Consider the following 19374-nt stretch of genomic DNA (forward strand, 5'->3'; position numbering starts at 1 on the left):
CCCCATCATGGCCGCATGCCCAAGCCGACCGACGCGCTGCAACGGCTCCGCCGTGCCCACGAGGACGCCGTCCTCGACGCCCTGCGCTCGTCGGGTGCGCTGAGCCGTACCGACCTGATCCGGATCACCGGCCTGTCCCGCACCACGCTGTTCACGATCATTTCGGAGATGATCGAGCGGGCCTCCGTCGTCGAGACCGAGGCCCCAGCGACGGCCCGGCGCGGGCGCGGCCGGCCCGCCTCGCTCGTCACGCTCAACCCCGGAGCGGGCCAGCTCATCGGCCTCGACCTGGCCAGAAGGCGCATCCACCTGGCCGTCGCCAACCTGTCGCACCAGATCGTCGCCACCGGCATGGCCGACGTCCCCGAGGGCGCCGACGTACTGGAGCAGGCCGAGGCAGCGGTGCGGCTGGTCAAGCAGGTCAGCGGCGAGCGCGGCGTGCGCCTGGACGCCCTGGAGGCCATCGGCGTCGGCCTGATCGGCGGCGCCGGCGACCCCGCGCTGCCGCCCGCCCGCTACGCGCCCGTCAAGGACCGGCTGTCGCGCGAGTTCGGCGTGCGCGTCGCCGTCGACAACAACGCCAGGCTGGCCGCGCTGGCCGAGAGCACCTGGGGCGCGGCCAGGCCGGCCCGCGACATCGTGTACGCGCGCTGGTCGGTCGGGGTGGGCGGCGGCTTCCTCGTCGGCGGCCGGCTCGTGCGGGGCGCGACCGGCGCCGCCGGCGAACTCGGCCACATCTCGCTCGACCCAGCCGGGCCGCCCTGCCACTGCGGCTCGCGGGGCTGCCTGGAGCCGCGCATCGGCGCGCAGGCGCTGCTCGACGCCTGCGCCGCCGGCGGCGTCCGGCTCGACGGCCTCGACGCGCTGGTGGCCGCCGCCCGCGACCGGGTGCCCGCCGTGTGCGAGGTGATCTCCGCCGCCGCCGCCGACCTCGGGCGGGTGCTGGCCGACGCGGTGGTCCAGCTCGACCCCGAGCGGGTCGTCGTCGGCGGCGAGCTCGCCGCGCTGGGCAGCCTCGTGCTCGGCCCGATCCGCGAGTCGATCTCCCGCCTGGCCCTGCCCCGCACCCCGAGCACCGTCGAGGTCGTCCCCGCCGACCTGGGCGCCAGGGCGTCCGCGATGGGCGCCATCGCCCTCCTCCTCCACGACGAGCCGCCCACCCCCTTCCGAACGGAGAACGAGTGACCACCCCACGCAACGTCCTGTTCCTGATGACCGACCAGCACCGGGTGGACACCCTCGGCTGCTACGGCAACCCGCTGGTCCGCACCCCGGCGCTGGACGGCCTGGCCGCGGAAGGCACCCGGTTCGACCGCTTCTACACCCCCACCGCGATCTGCACCCCCGCGCGGGCGTCGCTGTTCACCGGGCTGCACCCGTTCCGGCACGGCCTGCTGGTCAACCCGGAGCGCAACGGCGGCGCCCGCGACGAGGTGGCCGACGAGCACCCCGTCATGGCCGCGCCGCTGCGGGCCGCCGGCTACAACCTGGGGCACGTCGGCAAGTGGCACATCGGCCGCGAGCGGGGCCCGGAGTTCTACGGCATGGACGGCGAGCACCTGCCGGGCGCGCTCAACCCGTTCCACCACCCCTCCTACGAGCGGTGGCTCAAGGAGCGCGGCCACCCGCCGTTCGCCGTGGAGCAGGCGGTCTTCGGCCGCGCAGAGAACGGCTCCGGCCGCGGCCACCTCATCGCCGGCCGCCTGCGGCAGCCGCCCGAGGCGACGATCGAGGCGTACCTCACCGACCGGACGCTGGAGCTGCTGGCGGACTACGCGCGCGACTTCCACCGCGACGGCAGGCCGTTCGTGCTCTCCTGCCACTGGTTCGGCCCGCACCTGCCGTACCTGATCCCGGACGAGTACTACGACCTCTACGATCCCGCGCTGGTGCCGCTGCCGGAGTCGATGGCCGAGACCTTCGACGGCAAGCCCGACGTGCAGCGCCGCTACTCCGAATACTGGTCGGCCGACCACTTCGACGCCGACGCCTGGCGCAAGCTGATCGCGGTCTACTGGGGCTACGTCACGATGATCGACGACCAGATCGGGCGCCTGACCGCCGCGCTGCGCGAGCACGGGCTCTGGGACGACACCGCGGTGATGTTCACCGCCGACCACGGCGAGTTCACCGGCGCGCACCGGCTCAACGACAAGGGCCCGGCGATGTACGAGGACATCTACCGCGTCCCCGGCATCGTCCGGGTGCCGGGGGCCGGGGCGCGGGTGGTGGACGAGTTCGCCACGCTGATCGATCTCAACCCGACGATCCTCGCCCTGGCCGGGCTGCCACCGCAGGAGCCCTGCGACGGCAGCAGCCTGCTCCCGCTCGTCGAGGGCGAGCCCGATCCCCGGCCGCAGGTGGTCACCGAGTTCCACGGCCACCACTTCCCCTACTCCCAGCGCATGATCCGGGACCGCCGCCACAAGCTGGTGTTCAACCCGGAGAGCGTGCACGAGCTGTACGACCTGGACAGCGATCCGCACGAGTTGCGCAACGTCTACACCGCGCCCGCCTACGCGGCGGTCCGGCGTGACCTGACCGTGCGGCTCTACCGCGAACTGCTGCGCCGCGGCGACCCCGCCTCCAGCTGGATGAGCTACATGGCCGACATCGGCGGGGGCCGCGCCCCCGACGTCGACGGCGTCGCCGACGAGGTGGCCTGAGTGCCGCCGTCCACCCCCCGTAACCCATTCCTGAGAAAGGACCTCCGATGAGGCTTCCTCGCAGGCTGGCGGCCTTCACGGCAGCGCTCGCCCTCGTCCTTCCCGTGGCCGCGTGCGGCTCCTCCTCCGAGGACGGCGCGCGAACCGTCAGGTTCGGCTACATCGCCGACTTCGCGGGCGCCGCCGTGCTCGCCGCCGCCGACAAGCAGGGGCTGTGGGCCAAGCACGGCCTGGAGCCCGAGCTGAAGGTGTTCACCAACGGGCCGCTGCAGATCCAGGCGCTCGGCTCGGGCGACATCGACTTCGGCTACATCGGCTCGGGCGCCACCTGGCTCCCGGCCAGCGGCAAAGCCAAGATCATCGCACCGAACATGCTGGGCCAGGCCGACCGGCTGATCACCCACGCGGACTCCGGCGTCACCTCGGTCGCCGGGCTGAAGGGCAAGAAGATCGGCGTCCCCGAGGGCACCTCCGGCGACATGATCCTGGAGCTGGCGCTCAAGGAGGCCGGGCTGACCGGCAAGGACGTGCAGAAGGTCAACATGGACCCGAGCACGGTCGTGTCGGCCTTCAGCGCCAAGCAGATCGACGCGGCCGCCATCTGGTATCCGCTGATCGACACCATCAAGAAGAACGTGCCCGACCTGATCGAGCTGACCAAGAGCGAGGACTACTACCCCAAGCTCAGCTTCCCCAGCTCCTTCGTGGCCCGCAACGAGCTGGTGGCCGAGGACGCGGCGACCGTGACCAAGGTGCTCAAGGTGCTGCGCGAGGGCAACGACTGGGTGGCGGCCAACACGGCCGAGGCCGAGACGCTGACGGCGACGTTCCTGAAGGCCCCGGCGGAGCAGTTCAAGGGCGCCTCGGCGGTGACCAGGATCGTGCCGACGGCCGAGCTGGACAAGCTGACCGCGGACGGGTCGGTGGCCGGCTGGTACAAGGGGCTGGCGGACATCTTCGTCACGATGGGCAAGCTGCCGCAGTCGCCGGACCCGGCCACGTACTTCACGGCCGACCTCTACAAGGGCGCCGCTAATTAACCCGGGAAGTTGACAAATTTCGACCTCGACCCATCATGGTCCCATGTCGAGCCCCACTGACGCGCTCCAGCGGCTCCGCCGGGTGCACGAGGACGCCGTCCTGTCCGCGCTGCGCTCGTCGGGCGCGCTGAGCCGGGCCCAGCTCACCGAGCGCACCGGGCTGTCACGTACGACGCTGTTCACGATCATCTCCGATCTGATCGAGCGCGGGGCCGCCGTCGAGACCGAGCCGGCGCCCGGCGAGCCGCGCGGGCGCGGCCGTCCGGCGTCGCTCGTGGCGCTCAACCCCGCCGCCGGTCTGCTGCTCGGCCTCGACCTGGGCCGGGGCCGCATCCGCCTGGCGATCGCCAACGCCGCGCACCAGGTCGTCACCACCGCGGCCCGCGACCTTCCCGAGGACGCGGCGCCGCTCGCGCTGGCGGAGGCGGCGATCGGCCTGGTCCGGCAGGTGGCCGAGGAGCGCGGCGTGCGGCTGGGCGCCCTGGAGGCGGTCGGGCTCGGCCTGGTGGGCGTCGTCGACGGCGATCCCGGTCCCGCGGGTCACCAGCCGCTGGCGCGCCGCATCGCCGACGAGTTCGGCGTGCGGGTGGCGGTCGACAACAACGCCAGGCTGGCGGCGCTGGCCGAGGCCACCTGGGGCGCGGCCAGGTCCGTGCGCGACGTCGTCTACGTGCGCTGGTCCGTGGGCGTGGGCGGCGGCTTCGTCGCGGGCGGCAGGCTGCTGCGCGGCGCCCACGGCGCGAGCGGCGAGCTCGGCCACGTCTCGCTCGACCCGTCGGGGCCGCCCTGTCACTGCGGCGGGCGCGGCTGCCTGGAGGGCAGGATCGGCGGCCAGGCGCTGCTCGACGCGTGCGCGGCGCGCGGCGTCCCGCTCGACGGCCTCGACGCGCTCGTCGCCGCCGCCCAGGACCGGGCCACGGTGGCGTGCGAGGTCGTCTCGTCGGCGGCCCGCGACCTGGGCCGCGTGCTGGCCGACACCGTGACGCAGCTCGACCCGGCGCTGGTCGTCGTGGGCGGCGAGCTGGCCGGGCTGGGCAGCCTGGTGCTCGACCCGATCCGCGAGGCGATCGGCCACCTGGCCCTGCCCAGGTCGCCGCGCGAGATCCGGGTGACGCAGGCCGACCTCGGCGTGAACGCCTCGGCCATGGGCGCGATCGCGCTCCTGCTGCACGAGGAGCCGTCGATCCCGGCCCACCTCAGGCCCGCCTGACCCACCTTTTTTGTACGGGCTACGGATCAAAACCCGAGCCTGCGGCTGACCGCGCCCGTGTCCGACCTGCGGCGGAGCGGAACAATCATCGGCTATTTTTGCCTACCTATTGACGAAAATATCCGGACATCAGCACACTGTCGGGCATGGAGGCACCCCAGCCATGACCGCACTGAGCGTCACCCAGAGACCCGGCGACCCGCCCGCTCCCCGCCGCCGCCGCGCCAAGCGGCCCGCCCGCGGGATCGTCCTGAACGTGGTCGCCGTCGCGGCCGGACTCGCCGCCTGGACCGGCCTGTCGGCCTCCGGCATCCAGGGCCTCACCGGCCCCGTCGACGTCGCCGTGCGCGGCGCCGAGCTGATCGCCGACGGCACGCTCACCGCCGACCTGCTCGCCAGCCTGCGCCGCGTCTTCACCGGCTTCGCGCTCGGCACCGCGCTGGCCGTCCCGGTCGGCTTCCTGATGGGCTGGTACGCCACCGCCCGCGCCCTCATCGAGCCCTACGTGCAGTTCTTCCGCACGATCCCGCCGCTGGCCATCATCCCGCTGGCCATCCTGCTCATGGGCATCGGCGAGACGCCGAAGGTCTTCGTCATCTTCCTGGCCGCGTTCCTGTCGAGCGTCGTGGCCACGTTCCAGGGCGTGATGGACGTCGACAAGACGCTCATCAACGCCGCCCGCGTGCTCGGCGCCTCCGACCGGGTCATCTTCCTCAAGGTCGTGGTGCCCGCCTCCACGCCGTTCATCATCGTCGGCATGCGCGTCGGCCTCGGCGCCGCCTGGGGCACGCTGGTGGCCGCCGAGCTCATCGCCGCCCAGGAGGGCCTCGGCTACCGCATGCAGCAGGCCCAGCTCTACTACGACCTGCCCACCATCTTCGTCGGGCTGATCAGCATCGGCGTGCTCGGCCTGCTGATGGACCGGCTGCTCCAGCTCGCCGAACGCCGCCTCACCGGATGGCAGGAACGCCGATGACCACCAAGATCTCCTTCCGCGGCGTGTCGAAGACGTTCGCGCTCAAGGACACCGACTTCCTCGCCCTCGACCGCGTCGACCTGGACATCGCCGACCAGGAGTTCGTCACCGTCGTCGGCCCGTCGGGCTGCGGCAAGAGCACGCTGATGAGCATGGCCGCCGGCCTGGTCGAGCCCGGAGACGGCGAGATCCTGCTCGACGGCGCCCCGGTCGCCGGCCCCGGCCCCGACCGCGGCGTCATCTTCCAGCAGTACGCGCTCTTCCCCTGGCTCACCGTGCGCAAGAACGTCGAGTTCGGGCTGGACCTGGCCCCCATCCCCGCCGAGGAGCGCCGCGAACGCGCCCAGCGGGCCATCGACCTGGTCGGCCTCACCGACTTCGCCGACGCGCTGCCCAAGGCGCTGTCCGGCGGCATGAAGCAGCGCTGCGCCATCGCCCGCGCCTACGCGGTCAACCCGAAGGTGCTGCTCATGGACGAGCCGTTCGGCGCCCTCGACGCGCTCACCCGCGTCCAGCTCCAGGACCAGCTCCTGAACACGTGGAGCCAGGAGCGCCGCACGGTCATGTTCATCACCCACGACGTGGACGAGGCCGTCTACCTGGCCAACCGCGTCGTCGTCATGGCCGCCAGGCCCGGCCGGGTCCACCGGGTCATCGACGTGGACCTGCCCTACCCGCGCACCGAGGAGATGCGGCTGTCGCCGGAGTTCGCGCGCATCCGCAACGAGGTGTGGCACTCGGTCTACCACCAGGCCCCGGCGGCGTAGCCGCGATCGCCCGTCCCGCGCGGCTCAGTCGAGCGTGAAGTAGTCGGGCCCGGCGTAGCGGCCGGTGGTCAGCTTCTCGCGCTGCATCAGCAGGTCGTTGAGCAGCGAGGAGGCGCCCAGGCGGAACCAGTCGGGCGAGAGCCAGTCGGCGCCGGCGGTCTCGTTGACCAGGACGAGGTTCTTGATGGCGTCCTTGGTGGTGCGGATGCCGCCGGCGGGCTTGACGCCGACCTGCCGTCCGGTGCGGTCGCGGAAGTCGCGCACGGCCTCCAGCATGATCAGCGTCACGGGCAGGGTGGCGGCCGGGGCGACCTTGCCGGTGGAGGTCTTGATGAAGTCGGCCCCGGCCAGCATCGCCAGCCAGGACGCGCGGCGTACGTTGTCGTAGGTCGCCAGCTCGCCCGTCTCCAGGATGACCTTGAGGTGGGCGGCGCCGCAGGCGGCCTTGACGGCGACGATCTCCTCGTAGACCTTGACGTAGTCGCCGGACAGGAACGCGCCGCGGTCGATGACCATGTCGATCTCGTCGGCGCCTGCGGCCACGGCGAGGGCGGTGTCGCTGACCTTGACCTCCAGCGAGGAGCGCCCGCTGGGGAACGCCGTCGCCACGGAGGCGATCTTGACGCCGGAGCCGGCCAGCGCGGAGGCGGCCACCGCGACCAGGTCGGGGTAGACGCACACGGCGGCCACGCGGGGGGCGTCACCGCCGGGGTGCACGGCCTTGGTGCACATGGCCCGGACCTTGCCGGGGGTGTCGGCGCCTTCGAGCGTGGTGAGGTCGACCATGGAGATGGCCAGGTCGATGGCCTGGGCCTTGGCCGTCGTCTTGATGGACCGGGTGCCGAGCATCGCCGCCCGCTGGTCGGCGCCGACCCGGTCGACGCCGGGCAGTCCGTGCAGGAAGGCCCGCAGGGTGGCGTCGGAGGCGGCGACGTCGGTGAGCGAAGTAGTCACAGTTGACACCTCCACAGCATCGCCGACCAGGTGCCTTACTTCCAAACCAGGGCCATACCTAGACGTCCCGGGAGCCCCGGTGAGGCAGGAGATAAGGCATCCAGCCGATGTGGGACGGGGGGCCTTAGCGCGAATCTTGAGTATGTCAGGAAAGAGAACGACATCTCATAGGAGATCACCGTGAACGCGGAAATCGAGTTCCAGCTCATGAAGAGTCACGCCAACGAGCTTCGCGAGGCGGCGGCCAGGCACCGCCGAGTACGCGAGGCGCTTCAGGTCAACAAGTCCGAGCGCCGCTCGGTCTTCGGCAAGCGCCGCTCCTCATGACCGCCCCACGAGTGCCCGGCCGCAACCTCCCTCGCGGCCGGGCCTCACAGCCTCCATGAACGGGTTTCACGCCCCCATAAAAGCGTCGAAAGCAACAGATAAGGCATGACATGCTGGATGACATGCTGGGACGTTCGGTCAGCCCCGTCTTCGTCGGGCGCGAGGAGGAGCTGGCGGAGCTCCGCGAGGCGCTGGACGAGGCCCGCAAGGGAAACGCCACGGCGGTGCTCCTCGGCGGCGAGGCCGGTGTCGGAAAATCCCGGCTTCTCCAGCGCTTCTCCGAACAGATCGCGGCCGACGGCGCCCGGGTGCTGTTCGGCGGCTGCGTGGAGCTGTCCACCGAGGGCCTGGCCTACGCGCCCTTCACCGCCGCCCTCCGCCAGCTAGTCAGGGAACAGGGCGCCGACCGGATCGCCGCGCTGCTGCCCGACGGGGCGGCCCGCGACCTGGCCCGCCTGCTGCCCGAGTTCGGGGAGCCCAGCGCCGACGGCGAGACCGGAACCGGCCGCGCGCGGCTCTTCGAGCAGTTCCTCACCCTCCTCGAACGCCTGGCCGACAGCCACCCCACCGTGCTCATCATCGAGGACGTGCACTGGGCCGACCGCTCCAGCCGCGACCTGATCGCCTTCCTCAGCCGCAACCTGCGCATCCCGCAGGTGCTCATGGTCATGACCTACCGCTCGGACGACCTGCACCGGCAGCACCCGCTGCGCCCGGTGCTCGCCGAGCTGGGCCGGGTCAGCGGCGTGCTCCGGCTGGACCTGCCCCGGCTCTCCCGCGACGAGGTCGCGCAGCAGATGACCGGCATCCTCGGCAGCGCCCCGCACTACACCAGCGTGGAGAAGGTCTACGAGCGCAGCGAGGGCATCCCGCTGTTCGTCGAGGCGATGCTCGAGAGCGGCACCGACTGCACGTTCCCCGACTCGATGCAGGATCTCATCCTCGGCGCCGTCGAGCGCCTGCCGGAGGAGACGCAGCGGGTGCTGCGCGTGGCCGCCGCCGGCGGCATCCGCGTCGGCCACGCGCTGCTCGCCGCCGTCAGCAACCTCTCGGACCTGGAGCTGGAGGCCGCGCTCCGGCCCGCCATCGCCGGCAACGTGCTGCAGATCGCCGACAACCGGGCGTACGTGTTCCGCCACGCCCTGATCCGCGAGGCCGTGCACGAGGAGCTGCTCCCCGGCGAGCACCAGCGCCTGCACGCCCGCTACGCCGAGGAGATCTCCAAGGACCGCAAGCTCGTCCCGCCCGGCCGGGCCGCCGTCGAGCTGGCCCACCACTGGTACGGGGCACGCGCGGACGTCGAGGCGCTGGTCTCCGCGTGGGAGGCGGCCAAGAAGTCGTTCATGGCGTTCGCGTACACCGAGGCGGTGCCGCTGCTCGAACGCGTGCTCATGCTCTGGGACCGGGTGCCCGACGCCGCCGAGCGGATCGGCGCCGACCACATCGCCGTGCTGGAGAAGGCGGCCAAGGCCGCGCAGGCGGGCGGCGAGGTGGACCGGTCGGTCAAGTTCACCAAGGCGGCCCTGGCGGAGCTGGACGAGACACGCGAGCCCGGCCGGGTCGCCAGCCTGATCGTGCACTGGGCGAACCTGAAGATCTCCAAGGGCAAGACCGGCGTCGTGGAGGACCTGCGGCGGGCGCTGAAGCTGGTGCCGGAGCCGGGCCGGGCCAGGGCCGAGGTGCTGATGCCGATGAGCCGGCACCTGATGCTGCGCGGCGAGGCCGCCGAGGGCGCCATGTACATCGACGAGGGCCTGCGCCTGGCCCGCGAGCTCGGTGACCGGTGCCTGGAGGCCGACCTGCTGATGAACCTGGCGCTCGGCCACTCCCTGTCGGGCGACGTCGAGGCGACGATCTCCACCAACCTGCGCGCGCTGGAGCTCGGCCGGGAGCAGAACTCGGGCCGGGTGATGATCCGGGCGATCGGCAACAACATCGACGCCCTGCTCGACAGCGGCCGGGCCGACGAGGCGCTGAAGCTGTGCGAGGAGGGCTGGCAGGTCGCCAAGCGCTACGGCAGGCTGCGGGCCAGCGGGCTGTTCATCCTCAACAACTGGGCCGAGGCGCTGGAGGCGGTCGGCCGCTGGGACGAGGCGCTCGACACCGTGGAGCGGGCGCTCAGCTTCAGCCCCGCGCTGCGCACCCGCCACCACCTGCTGCGCGTGCGCGCCGACATCGCGCTCGGCCGGGGCGAGGTGGAGCCGCTGGAGGCCATCCTGTCGGAGATCGGCGTGCTCAAGGAGCGGCCTGAGGACTTCGTCCAGGACATCACCAACAGCACCCGGCTGCACATCGGCTGGCACATGCTCAGGAACGAGCACAGCGCGGCGCTGGAGGTGGCCGAGGGCATCCTGGCCCGTCCGGCGCAGTCGAGCAAGGCGATGCTGGGCTGGCGGCTGCTGGCCCTGCTGCGCACGGTCTGCGACGCGGCCGAGGTCACCGAGCCCGCCCGCGCCCGTGCCGTACGGGAGCACGCCGCCGAGGTGGCCGCGCACCTGTCGGTCGCGGGGCCGGTCGCGAAGGCGTACAAGCTCACCTATTCCGGTGACTTCGACGCCTCTGCCGCCGCGTGGGAGCGCCTCGGGCGCCCGTACAGCCAGGCCAAGGCGCTGACGCGGGCGGCCAAGGCGGCGGCGCTGTCCGGCGACCGCGACGGCGCCGCCACCCGGCTGGCGGTGGCGCTGCCGCTGGCGGAGGGGCTGCGCGCGACCCCGCTCATCGAGGAGATCGCGGCGCTGTCCCGCCGGGTCGGCGGCGTCCAGCGGGCCCAGGAGCCGTCCGAGCTGCTCACGCCGCGCGAGCTGGAGGTGCTGCGCCTCGTGGCGCTCGGCCGGACCAACCGGGACATCGCGGCGGAGCTGTTCATCTCCGCCAAGACGGTCTCCGTGCACGTCTCGAACATCCTGGGCAAGCTCGGCGTCACCACCCGGGGGGAGGCGGCCGCCGCCGCCCACCGGCTGTCGCTGCTGACTCCCTAGACGAACGCGTCGGCCAGCAGGACGACGCCGAACACGGCGAACGCCGCCGCCGCGCCGTAGCGGATGGCCTTCTCCGGCAGGTGCCTGCCCAGCATCCGCCCGACCACGATGGCCAGGGCGTCGGCCGCGACCATGCCGACCGTGGAGCCGATCCAGGTGCCCAGCCAGCCGTGCTGCGTGGCCAGCGTGATCGTCGCCAGCATGGTCTTGTCGCCCAGCTCGGCCATGAAGAACGCGACGGTCACCGCGATCAGCGCGTTGCGGGTGGTGGTCTGGGCCTTGCGCGACTCCTCGTCGGTCAGCTCGTCGCCGCGCAGCGTCCACACGGCGAAGCCGAGGAAGGCGATCCCGGCCACGACGGCGATCGCCGTGGTGGGCAGCGCGTCGCCGATCAGGCCGCCCACGGCCACGCTGACCAGGTGCACCGCCGTGGTGGCGATGGTGATGCCGGCCAGCACGGGCCAGGCTTTGAAACGGGTGGCGAACGTCATCGCCATGAGCTGGCTCTTGTCGCCCAGCTCGGCGATGAAGATCGCGACCAGGCTGATCCAGAACGCTTCCAACGGTCCTCTTCCGCGCGACCGGACCGCGAGCGTGCGCCGGGGGAAGTTTTCGGGCACGGCCTCGGCCCGGCAGCGTCTTCGTACGCGACTGCCAGGCCGAAGGTCTCGTCCGCCCGTGAAGGCCCGCGTGACCGGGCGCGGCAGGCCGCGCCAGTGTGTCGATCACGCGATTGGGACTACTCCCCCTCGGTGTTTCCGAACCACCATAACAGCCCCGCCGTACGGGCTATTCCCGGGGCTCAGAGCGCGCAGCCGACCATCACCGGCTCGTTGACGAGCGACACCCCGAACTTCTCGCGCACCCCGTCACGCACCTCCCTGGCCAGCGCCAGCAGGTCGGCGGTGGTGCCGAGGCCGTCGGGGTTGGTCAGCGCGAGCGTGTGCTTGGTCGAGATGCGCACCGGGCCGCGCCCGTAGCCCTTGGGGTAGCCGGCCTGCTCGATCAGCCAGGCGGCCGGCACCTTGACCGTGTCGCCGTCGTGCGGCCAGCTCGGGTGGCCGGGCGCGCGCGCCGCCAGCTCCTCGGCCTCGGCCGCCGTCAGGATCGGGTTGGTGAAGAACGATCCGGCGCTGCGGGTGTCGGGGTCGTCCGGGTCGAGCACCATGCCCTTGCCGCGCCGCAGCGCCAGCACGGCCTCACGGGCGTGCGCCAGCGGCACCCGCTCGCCGAGCGCGACGCCGAGCCGTCCGGCCAGCTCCTTGTACGCCACCGCGCCCGACCTGTCGGAGAGGTCCAGCGCGTACGTCACGGCGAGCACCACGTGCCGCGACAGATCCCGTTTGAAGGCGCTGTCACGGTAGGAGAACCCGCACTGCCGCGCCTCGATGTCGACGACCTGCCGGGTCAGCCGGTCGTAGGCGCGCACGCACCGGACCGTCTGGGCGACCTCCTGGCCGTAGGCGCCGACGTTCTGGATCGGGGTGGAGCCCACCAGGCCGGGGATGCCCGACATGCACTCGATGCCCGACCAGCCCTCCGCGACCGCCCGCGCCACCAGCGGGTCCCAGTCCTCGCCGGCCTCGGCGGTGACCAGGACCTGCTCGCCGTCACGCGACACCGTCACGCCCCGGGACGCCACCCGCACGACCAGCCCGTCGAACCCGGCGTCGGACACCACCAGGTTGCTGCCGCCGCCCAGCACCAGCGTCGGCCTGCCCTGCCGGTCGGCCTCCGCGACCAGGGAGACGAGCTGCTCTGCCGTGGCGGCCTCGACGAACTCGCCGGCGGGACCGCCCAGACCCAGCGTGGTGTAAGGCGCGAGCATCTCCATGAGCCACAAGCTTATGAGCGTTCCCGGGTGCCCGCCCCCCGGGTGTGCCGGGTGGGGGGTTCGGGTCAGCCGGCGGGCAGGTCGTGCTCGTGGCGCTGCCGTACCGGCAGGTGCTGGTCGGGGACGACCAGCTCGCCGCGCAGCGCCAGCGACAGCTCCAGGTCGCCGTGGCGGCCGTCCTGGGCGTCCTCGGGGAGGACGCCCACGGCGGCGGCCCGCCGTACGGCCATCAGGCCGCCGCCGAGCGCCCGCACCTTGCCGGGCGACGCCTGCCGCCAGCCGGGCGGCGCCTGGTGCGGCCTGGGCCGCTCGGACGTGACCTCGACCACCGGGGCCCGCCCCTCGGGCAGCGGCTCCCAGCCCTGCCGGCCCGCCGCCACCGCGCCGTCCTTGACGGCGGCCACCAGCGGCGCGAGGGCGTCGCCTTCGAGGACGAGGGAGGTGTCCATGAGGACGTGCACCTCGGCGGTGTCCAGGTGGAGCAGCTTGGCCCGGCACGCGCCCCACGTCGCCGTGCCGTCGCGCCACTGCGAGGTCTCGGCCACGTGCCAGACCTTGACCCGCTCCGGGTCCCGCTCGGCCAGCTCGTCGAGCACGTCCCCGGCGCCGGCGACGTTGCCCAGGTCGATGGCCAGGACGGCGGCGCCGGTGTGGTCCAGGACCGACTGCACGCAGGCCCGCACGTCGTCGGGCCGGCCGTCCACGACCAGGCCCACCGAGGCGGTCACGTCCTTGGTCTCCATGCGCAGCCGTTCGGCGTTGACGCCCAGGTCGTCCATGCGGTTGGTGGCCAGGGCGCCGTCCCAGGTCCGCTGGGCGTGCAGCATGCTGTCGTCGGGCGCGCCGTGCTGCCCGGGGTCGCCGGAGAAGCCGAGCTCGGCGGCCGGGTTCTGGCGCGCGCCCCGGGGCCTGGCCCCGGCGGTGCCGACGCCGGTGGCGGGCCCCTTCCGCGCCGGGCCCGCACCCGCCGCGCCGCCCTGGTCGCCTGCGCCGCCTGTCGTGTCGCGGCCGGTGCCGACGGTGCCGGCCACCTCCTCCAGGCGGGGCGGCCGGAGGTGGCCGGGCGGCCGGTCGTCGGTCACGGCGGAGACGGGGATGGACTGCACGGTGGGCCAGACGTTCGCGGTCATGGGCTCACGCGTACCCGAGAGCCGCCCGGCCAGTCATCACGGGCGCGTCAGGCGAGCTGGACGACCGCCCGGGCCTTTGACAGCACGCGGGCGTCGCCGGAGCGGGCCGTGAGGCCGACCACCACCCGCTTGTCGGGCAGCTTCTCCTCCACGACCCCGCTGACCGTGATCGTGGCGCCCTGGTCGTCGTCGGGCACGACCACCATCGAGGAGAACCGGACCCCGTAGTCGACCACCGCGCCTGGATCGCCCACCCAGTCGGTGACGAACCGCCCGGCCTGCGCCATCGTGTACATGCCGTGCGCGATCACGTCGGGCAGGCCGACCATCTTGGCGAACCGCTCGTTCCAGTGGATCTGGTTGAAGTCGCCGGACGCGCCCGCGTACATCACCAGGTTGAGCCTGCGCACGCCGTAGTCCACGGCCGGGATCTCCTGGCCGACCTCGACCTCGTCGTACTGCACCGTCGCCGTCATGTCAGGCCGCCCCTCCGCGCTCGACGATCGTGTTGTACGTGGTGCAGACCGGCTCGCCCTCGACCGTGGTGACGTCGCTCCTGACGGTCAGCAGCTCGTTGCGCCCGGCGCTGCGGATGTCGGTGATCGTCGCGGTGACCACGAGCCGGTCGCCGGCGTAGACGGGGCGGACGTACTCGAAGCGCTGCTCCCCGTGGACGACCATGGCGAAGTTCAGGCCGAGGTCGGGGTCGGCCAGCGCCTCGCCGCCGCTCTGCAGGCTGAACACGATGGGGAACGTGGGCGGCGCGATCACGTCGGGATGTCCGGCGGCCCGCGCCGCCTCCCTGTCGCGGTAGACGGGATTGTTGTCGCCGATCGCTGCCGCGAACTCTCTGATCTTGACCCGGCTGACCTCGTACGGGGGGCCGGCAGGGTAGCTGCGTCCCACGAAGTCACGGTTCAACGCCATCAGCGCTCCCTCGCATGTGTCACCGAGCGTCGTTGAGCCAGACGGTAACAGAACAAGGTTCGGCTGTCGCCGGGATGACCGGCATTTTGCCCATGAAATGCGCCGGACACGACGAACCGGCGCCCTGTCAGCAGGACGCCGGTTGTGCGTTATGGGGAGGCAGGAATGCTGCCCGGCGAGAACTAGCGGGTCTCGCGGTGCGCGCGGTGGCAGCGGCAGTTGGGGCAGTACTTCTTCAGCTCAAGCCGATCCGGGTCGTTGCGCCGGTTCTTCCGCGTGATGTAGTTGCGGTGCTTGCACTCCTGGCAGGCCAGCGTGATCTTCGGCCTAACGTCGGTGGCAGCCACTTGGGAGTGCCTTTCTACGTTCGGGACATGGACACGCCCGTCCCAGGTCAGGTGACCTGGGGAAGGGCAGTAGCGGAGGCCGGACTTGAACCGGCGACACAACGATTATGAGCCGTTTGCTCTGCCTGACTGAGCTACTCCGCCTTGAGCCGGTAACGACCCGGCCCCGTAGAGGATACCCGACACCGGGAGCACATTCGTAACTCGCCTGGTCGAGCGGGTGACCCCAGTATGCCTCAGAATCACCGGTGAACCTAAATGAATAAAGCCTCACCTTGCGGTGAGGCCCGTCACAGCTGGAGCCCCCAAACGGAATCGAACCGTTGACCTTCTCCTTACCATGGAGACGCTCTGCCGACTGAGCTATAGGGGCCTGTCCGGCGCTGCGGACAGGTGTAACCATACACGGCGCTCAGCGATGATGCGAACTCGTCCGCCCTTCCACCGCCTCGGCCGGGACCCGGGCCGCGGGCAGCCGGACGACCTCGCACAGATCGGCCAGATCGACGTGGCGCGCGACCTCCGCGACCGACAGGCAGTCGGCCACCAGCCACCCGTTGCGACGCACCCGGAGCACCTGCCGCCCCGCGCGCAGGGCGAGCACGATCTCGAACCCGTCGTCACCTACCCATCGCCTGTCCATAGCGGCACACAGTAGCCTCCGGGTCTCTCAATTTCCGGTACGTGACCCGCGTTACACGCCATACCGGATCAGTACCGGTAGTACCCGAGGAAGCCCTTCACCCGGGAGACGGGGTCGACCCGCACGACGGCGCCGGTCTCCGGGGCGTTCATCATCCGGCCCCCGCCCAGGTAGACGCCGACATGGCGGGTCTGCTTGACGCTCCTGCCGAAGAACACCAGATCACCGGGCCGCGGCCGGGCGACCCGGCGCATGCGGCGGATGTGGTCGTCGGTGTTGCCCGGCCCGAGCACGTCCTCGCCGTGCGCCAGCGCGTACACCCAGCGGGTCAGCCCCGAGCAGTCCAGCCCGCGCGTCCTGGCCGCCGGGCAGGGCTTGATCTTGCCCTCGTAGCCCAGGCAGGTGCCCTTGGACGGCCCCGGCTCCTCGGCGTGGCCGCCGCCCCACGAGTAGACGATCCCGCGCTTCTCGACCGCGTACGCGATCTCCACGATGCGCGGCAGCACGTACCGCCTGATCGGGACCGAGGCCGTGGCGAGCAGCAGGACGAGCACGACGGCGAGGGCGAGCCGGCGCCTGCCCGACAGCCTCACCCCGGCCTACCTCGCCCGCAGTTCCAGCTCCGCCGAGCCGACCGTGAACCTGATGCCGACGACGCCCTTCGACTTCGACGGCTTGGTGGCGAAGGTGAACGTCCGCTTCTGGCCGCGCGCGATCTCGGGGATGGCGCAGCGGATCGCCGTGCCGCTGAACGTGCAGCCCGAGGTCGCCTTGACGACGCGCATGCCGCCGAAGGTCCGGCCGGACACCTTGACGTTCGTGACCGGGTGGGGGCCGGTGTTGGCCACGGTCAGCGTGAAGCTCTTGCGGCTGCGCGCCTTGCCCGACACCGTGACCTCGGCGGGCGGGTTGGCCAGCGCCTTGAGGTCGGCCTCGGTGCCGTTGAAGGCGTTCTGCCCGCCGGCCAGCGTGCCCTTCTCGGCCGACTGCCAGAACGTGTGCTTCTCCCAGCCCTTGGGCAGCTCGCCAGGATCGGCTCCCCAGCGGGCGATCCAGAGCGGGTGCGCCTTGAAGGAGGCGCTGTCGCCGGTGCACGTGCGCCACCAGCTCGTGGTGGTGTAAATGATCGCGTTGCGCCCGGTCCGCTGGCGGTATTTCTTTGTGAAGTCCTTGATCCAGGCGACCATGTCTTTCGCGGTCAATCCATAGCAGCTGTTCTTGCCGTTGCGCTCTTTGTATGGATTGTCCTCAAGATCGAGCACCCCGGGCAGCGTCATCCCGTCACCGGTCCACGCCCCGCCGTTCTGCACGAAGTAGTCGGCCTGCGCGGCCCCGCCCGACTCGTGCGGCTGGGCGAAGTGGTAGGCCCCGCGCATCAGCCCGGCCGCCGCCGCGCCGTCGTACTGCGAGGTGAAGTGCGTGCTCCGGAAGTCGACGCCCTCGGTGGCGAGCACGAAGGCGAACTTCCCGCCTCCCGAGGCCACCGCCGGCCAGTCGACCTCCGCCGTCCAGTTGCTGACATCGACCCCGGGCACCCCGGAGGCCGCCTGGGCGGGACCGGCCATGCCGACCACCGCGGCCACCGCGACCAATAACAGACGTTTCACCCGCGAGATCATCCCGGAGCCCGGCATAATCCCGCAACCCGCAATATCCGCATAACCGGACGCAGCTATCCGTCATTGGAAATTTCTCTGTACGTCCGTCGAAACCCCACTTCAGAGCCTCGAAACCGGCCCGACTCCGCTACGTCTCCTACGTAGCGTTTTCGCAGGTCAGAGCCGTATGTGAACGTAGTGTTCGCGTTTGCCAAAGCCCTCCCCCGCGCCCACACTGGACCCCCAACCTCAACCAAGCCCCCGACCTGGGGTTTCTTCGCCATGCCCGGAGGAGAACCGACCATGATCCACACCCGGGGACTGACCCGTGTCTTCACGATGAAAAAGGAGACCGTCGAGGCGGTGCGCGGCATCGACCTCGACGTCGAGCCCGGCCGGCTCGTCGCCTTCCTCGGCCCCAACGGCGCGGGGAAGTCCACCACCCTGCGCATGCTCACCACGCTGCTGCCCCCGACGTCCGGCACCGCCGTCGTGGCCGGCCGCGACGTGGCCCGCGACCCGGCCGGCGTGCGCGCCAGGATCGGCTACGTCGGCCAGCGGAACAGCGCCGGCGAGAACTTCCGCGTCCGCGACGAGCTCGTCACCCAGGGCCGCTGCTACGGCCTGACCACCGCCCAGGCCCGCGCCCGCGCCGCCGAACTGCTGGAACTGCTCGACCTGCAGCCCCTCGCCACCCGCAAGCCCGGCACGCTCTCCGGCGGCCAGCGCCGCCGCCTCGACATCGCGCTCGGCCTCATCCACCGGCCGGACCTGCTGTTCCTCGACGAGCCCTCCACCGGGCTCGACCCCGGCAGCCGCGCCGACATCTGGGCCCACATCCTGCGCCTGCGGGAGACGTACGGGACCACGATCTTCCTGACCACCCACTACCTCGACGAGGCAGACAGCATGGCCGAGCGGGTGATCGTCATCGACGGCGGCCGCGTCATCGCCGACGGCACCGCGGAACGGCTCAAGAACGACCTCGCCGGCGACCGGCTCACGATCACCACCCGCACCGGGCACGACGCCGCCGAGGCGGCCCGGATCGGCGGCGGCGAGGCCGACGGGCTGACCGTGCGGATGCGCGTCGCCAACGCCGCCGCCGCGCTGCCCGAATACCTGCGCGCCCTGGAGGCGGCCGGGATCGAGGTCGCCACCGCCGAGACCGCCCGCCCCACCCTCGACGACGTGTTCCTCAGCCTGACCGGGAGAAAGCTCGATGACGACCTTCCTGCGTGACACCGCCACCGTCTTCCGCCGCGAGTTCGCGCCCGTGCTGCGCGAGCCGGTCGGGCTGCTGTTCGAGATGGGGCAGCCGCTGCTGTTCCTGTTCCTGTTCGGATCGCTGCTGGACGGGGCCGTGGGGTCGTCCTGGCAGTGGTTCGTGCCGGGCATCCTGGTCATGATGTGCCTGTCGGGGCCGATGGCGTCCGGCTACCACCTGCTGGTCGAGCTGATCGGCGGCTCGATGGAGCGCATGATGGTCACCCCGCTCAACCGCACCGCCATGCTCGTCGGCCGCACGCTCAAGGAGATGGCGATCCTGACCGCGCAGGCGGTGCTGATCATCGTGCTGGCGCTGCCGCTGGGCTTCGAGCTCCACCCGGCGGGCGTGCTGGCGGGGATGGCGCTGCTGATCGTGTTCGGGATCGGGCTGGGCGCGCTGTCGTTCGTGCTCGCGCTGAAGTCCGCGCCCAGCGGGACCCTGTTCTACGTGGTCACGCAGGCGCTGCTGTTCCCGATGCTGCTGCTGTCGGGCGTGCTGCTGCCGATGGACTCCGGCCCGGCCTGGCTGCGGGCGCTCGGCGACGTCAACCCGGTCACGCACGTCGTCGACGCCCAGCGCGCCCTGTTCGCGGGCGACCTCGCCCACCCGTCGGTCCTGTACGGCGCGGCGGCGGCTGTGGTGATCGCGGCGGCCGGGCTGGTGCTGGGCAACCGGGCGATGCGCCGGGGCGTCTGAGACGCTGGACC

Annotated in this window: 20 protein-coding genes and 2 tRNA genes; 10 read left to right on the forward strand and 12 right to left on the reverse strand. The window is 71.8% G+C overall.

Annotation, left to right across the window (positions count from 1 at the left end; all coding sequences use genetic code 11):
• The first annotated feature begins 15 nt into the window (after nucleotides 1-15).
• From ACBI99_RS14730 to ACBI99_RS14755, 6 genes are all read left to right on the forward strand, one after another.
• Nucleotides 16-1185 carry an ROK family transcriptional regulator gene (locus ACBI99_RS14730; protein WP_219514469.1) on the forward strand — a complete coding sequence of 390 codons (1170 nt, stop codon included), beginning with the start codon at nucleotides 16-18 and terminating at the stop codon, nucleotides 1183-1185.
• Nucleotides 1182-2666, forward strand: a complete 1485-nt coding sequence (locus ACBI99_RS14735) for a sulfatase-like hydrolase/transferase (RefSeq protein WP_308126115.1) — start codon at nucleotides 1182-1184, stop codon at nucleotides 2664-2666. Before ACBI99_RS14730 ends, ACBI99_RS14735 begins: the two co-directional genes overlap by 4 nt.
• 47 nt (nucleotides 2667-2713) lie before the next feature.
• The gene (locus ACBI99_RS14740; protein WP_219514467.1) at nucleotides 2714-3706 is read left to right on the forward strand and encodes an aliphatic sulfonate ABC transporter substrate-binding protein; all 993 of its coding nucleotides are present in this window, start codon (nucleotides 2714-2716) and stop codon (nucleotides 3704-3706) included.
• Nucleotides 3707-3749: 43 nt separating this feature from the next.
• A complete protein-coding gene (locus ACBI99_RS14745; protein ID WP_219514465.1) occupies nucleotides 3750-4916 on the forward strand; it encodes an ROK family transcriptional regulator in 1167 nt (388 codons plus the stop codon).
• A gap of 163 nt (nucleotides 4917-5079) precedes the next feature.
• On the forward strand, nucleotides 5080-5892 hold the full coding sequence (locus ACBI99_RS14750) for an ABC transporter permease (protein WP_219514456.1): 813 nt from the start codon (nucleotides 5080-5082) through the stop codon (nucleotides 5890-5892).
• Nucleotides 5889-6659: an ABC transporter ATP-binding protein gene (locus ACBI99_RS14755; protein ID WP_375072496.1), complete on the forward strand. Its 771-nt coding sequence runs from the start codon at nucleotides 5889-5891 to the stop codon at nucleotides 6657-6659. Before ACBI99_RS14750 ends, ACBI99_RS14755 begins: the two co-directional genes overlap by 4 nt.
• A gap of 24 nt (nucleotides 6660-6683) precedes the next feature.
• On the opposite strand, the gene deoC is transcribed toward ACBI99_RS14755, so the two are convergent.
• Nucleotides 6684-7613, reverse strand: coding sequence for a deoxyribose-phosphate aldolase (deoC, locus tag ACBI99_RS14760; RefSeq protein ID WP_219514453.1), 930 nt, complete (start codon nucleotides 7611-7613; stop codon nucleotides 6684-6686).
• Between the two features lie 180 nt (nucleotides 7614-7793).
• Between deoC and ACBI99_RS14765 the strand changes: the two genes are divergently transcribed.
• Nucleotides 7794-7940 (forward strand): hypothetical protein, encoded by a 147-nt coding sequence (locus tag ACBI99_RS14765; protein ID WP_219514451.1) that lies wholly within the window; start codon nucleotides 7794-7796, stop codon nucleotides 7938-7940.
• Nucleotides 7941-8062: 122 nt separating this feature from the next.
• Complete coding sequence (locus tag ACBI99_RS14770) at nucleotides 8063-10918, forward strand: AAA family ATPase (protein ID WP_357584505.1); 2856 nt, start codon at nucleotides 8063-8065, stop codon at nucleotides 10916-10918.
• On the opposite strand, the gene ACBI99_RS14775 is transcribed toward ACBI99_RS14770, so the two are convergent.
• From ACBI99_RS14775 to ACBI99_RS14825, 11 genes are all read right to left on the reverse strand, one after another.
• Nucleotides 10915-11481 carry a TMEM165/GDT1 family protein gene (locus tag ACBI99_RS14775; RefSeq protein WP_219514441.1) on the reverse strand — a complete coding sequence of 189 codons (567 nt, stop codon included), beginning with the start codon at nucleotides 11479-11481 and terminating at the stop codon, nucleotides 10915-10917. The genes ACBI99_RS14770 and ACBI99_RS14775 overlap by 4 nt on opposite strands.
• A gap of 239 nt (nucleotides 11482-11720) precedes the next feature.
• Nucleotides 11721-12746, reverse strand: coding sequence for a UDP-N-acetylmuramate dehydrogenase (locus ACBI99_RS14780; protein WP_357584950.1), 1026 nt, complete (start codon nucleotides 12744-12746; stop codon nucleotides 11721-11723).
• A gap of 71 nt (nucleotides 12747-12817) precedes the next feature.
• The gene (locus ACBI99_RS14785) at nucleotides 12818-13882 is read right to left on the reverse strand and encodes a hypothetical protein (RefSeq protein WP_375072497.1); all 1065 of its coding nucleotides are present in this window, start codon (nucleotides 13880-13882) and stop codon (nucleotides 12818-12820) included.
• Between the two features lie 47 nt (nucleotides 13883-13929).
• A complete protein-coding gene (locus ACBI99_RS14790) occupies nucleotides 13930-14358 on the reverse strand; it encodes a MaoC family dehydratase (RefSeq protein WP_219514437.1) in 429 nt (142 codons plus the stop codon).
• 1 nt (nucleotide 14359) lies between these two features.
• Complete coding sequence (locus ACBI99_RS14795; protein WP_357584507.1) at nucleotides 14360-14809, reverse strand: MaoC family dehydratase N-terminal domain-containing protein; 450 nt, start codon at nucleotides 14807-14809, stop codon at nucleotides 14360-14362.
• 182 nt (nucleotides 14810-14991) lie between these two features.
• Nucleotides 14992-15156 (reverse strand): 50S ribosomal protein L33, encoded by a 165-nt coding sequence (rpmG, locus tag ACBI99_RS14800; protein WP_019632658.1) that lies wholly within the window; start codon nucleotides 15154-15156, stop codon nucleotides 14992-14994.
• Between the two features lie 70 nt (nucleotides 15157-15226).
• Nucleotides 15227-15300, reverse strand: a tRNA-Met gene (locus tag ACBI99_RS14805).
• Between the two features lie 153 nt (nucleotides 15301-15453).
• A tRNA-Thr gene (locus ACBI99_RS14810) sits at nucleotides 15454-15529 on the reverse strand.
• Nucleotides 15530-15568: 39 nt separating this feature from the next.
• Nucleotides 15569-15799 carry a transposase gene (locus ACBI99_RS14815; RefSeq protein ID WP_375072498.1) on the reverse strand — a complete coding sequence of 77 codons (231 nt, stop codon included), beginning with the start codon at nucleotides 15797-15799 and terminating at the stop codon, nucleotides 15569-15571.
• A gap of 68 nt (nucleotides 15800-15867) precedes the next feature.
• Complete coding sequence (locus tag ACBI99_RS14820) at nucleotides 15868-16392, reverse strand: C40 family peptidase (RefSeq protein WP_375072499.1); 525 nt, start codon at nucleotides 16390-16392, stop codon at nucleotides 15868-15870.
• Between the two features lie 6 nt (nucleotides 16393-16398).
• On the reverse strand, nucleotides 16399-17406 hold the full coding sequence (locus tag ACBI99_RS14825; RefSeq protein ID WP_375072500.1) for a GH25 family lysozyme: 1008 nt from the start codon (nucleotides 17404-17406) through the stop codon (nucleotides 16399-16401).
• A gap of 294 nt (nucleotides 17407-17700) precedes the next feature.
• Here ACBI99_RS14825 and ACBI99_RS14830 point away from each other — a divergent pair, with 294 nt between their 5' ends.
• A complete protein-coding gene (locus ACBI99_RS14830) occupies nucleotides 17701-18639 on the forward strand; it encodes an ATP-binding cassette domain-containing protein (protein ID WP_375072501.1) in 939 nt (312 codons plus the stop codon).
• Complete coding sequence (locus ACBI99_RS14835; RefSeq protein WP_357584515.1) at nucleotides 18620-19363, forward strand: ABC transporter permease; 744 nt, start codon at nucleotides 18620-18622, stop codon at nucleotides 19361-19363. Before ACBI99_RS14830 ends, ACBI99_RS14835 begins: the two co-directional genes overlap by 20 nt.
• Nucleotides 19364-19374: the final 11 nt, after the last annotated feature.

This window comes from Nonomuraea sp. ATR24 (genome assembly GCF_041950485.1).
Lineage (GTDB): Bacteria > Actinomycetota > Actinomycetes > Streptosporangiales > Streptosporangiaceae > Nonomuraea > Nonomuraea ceibae.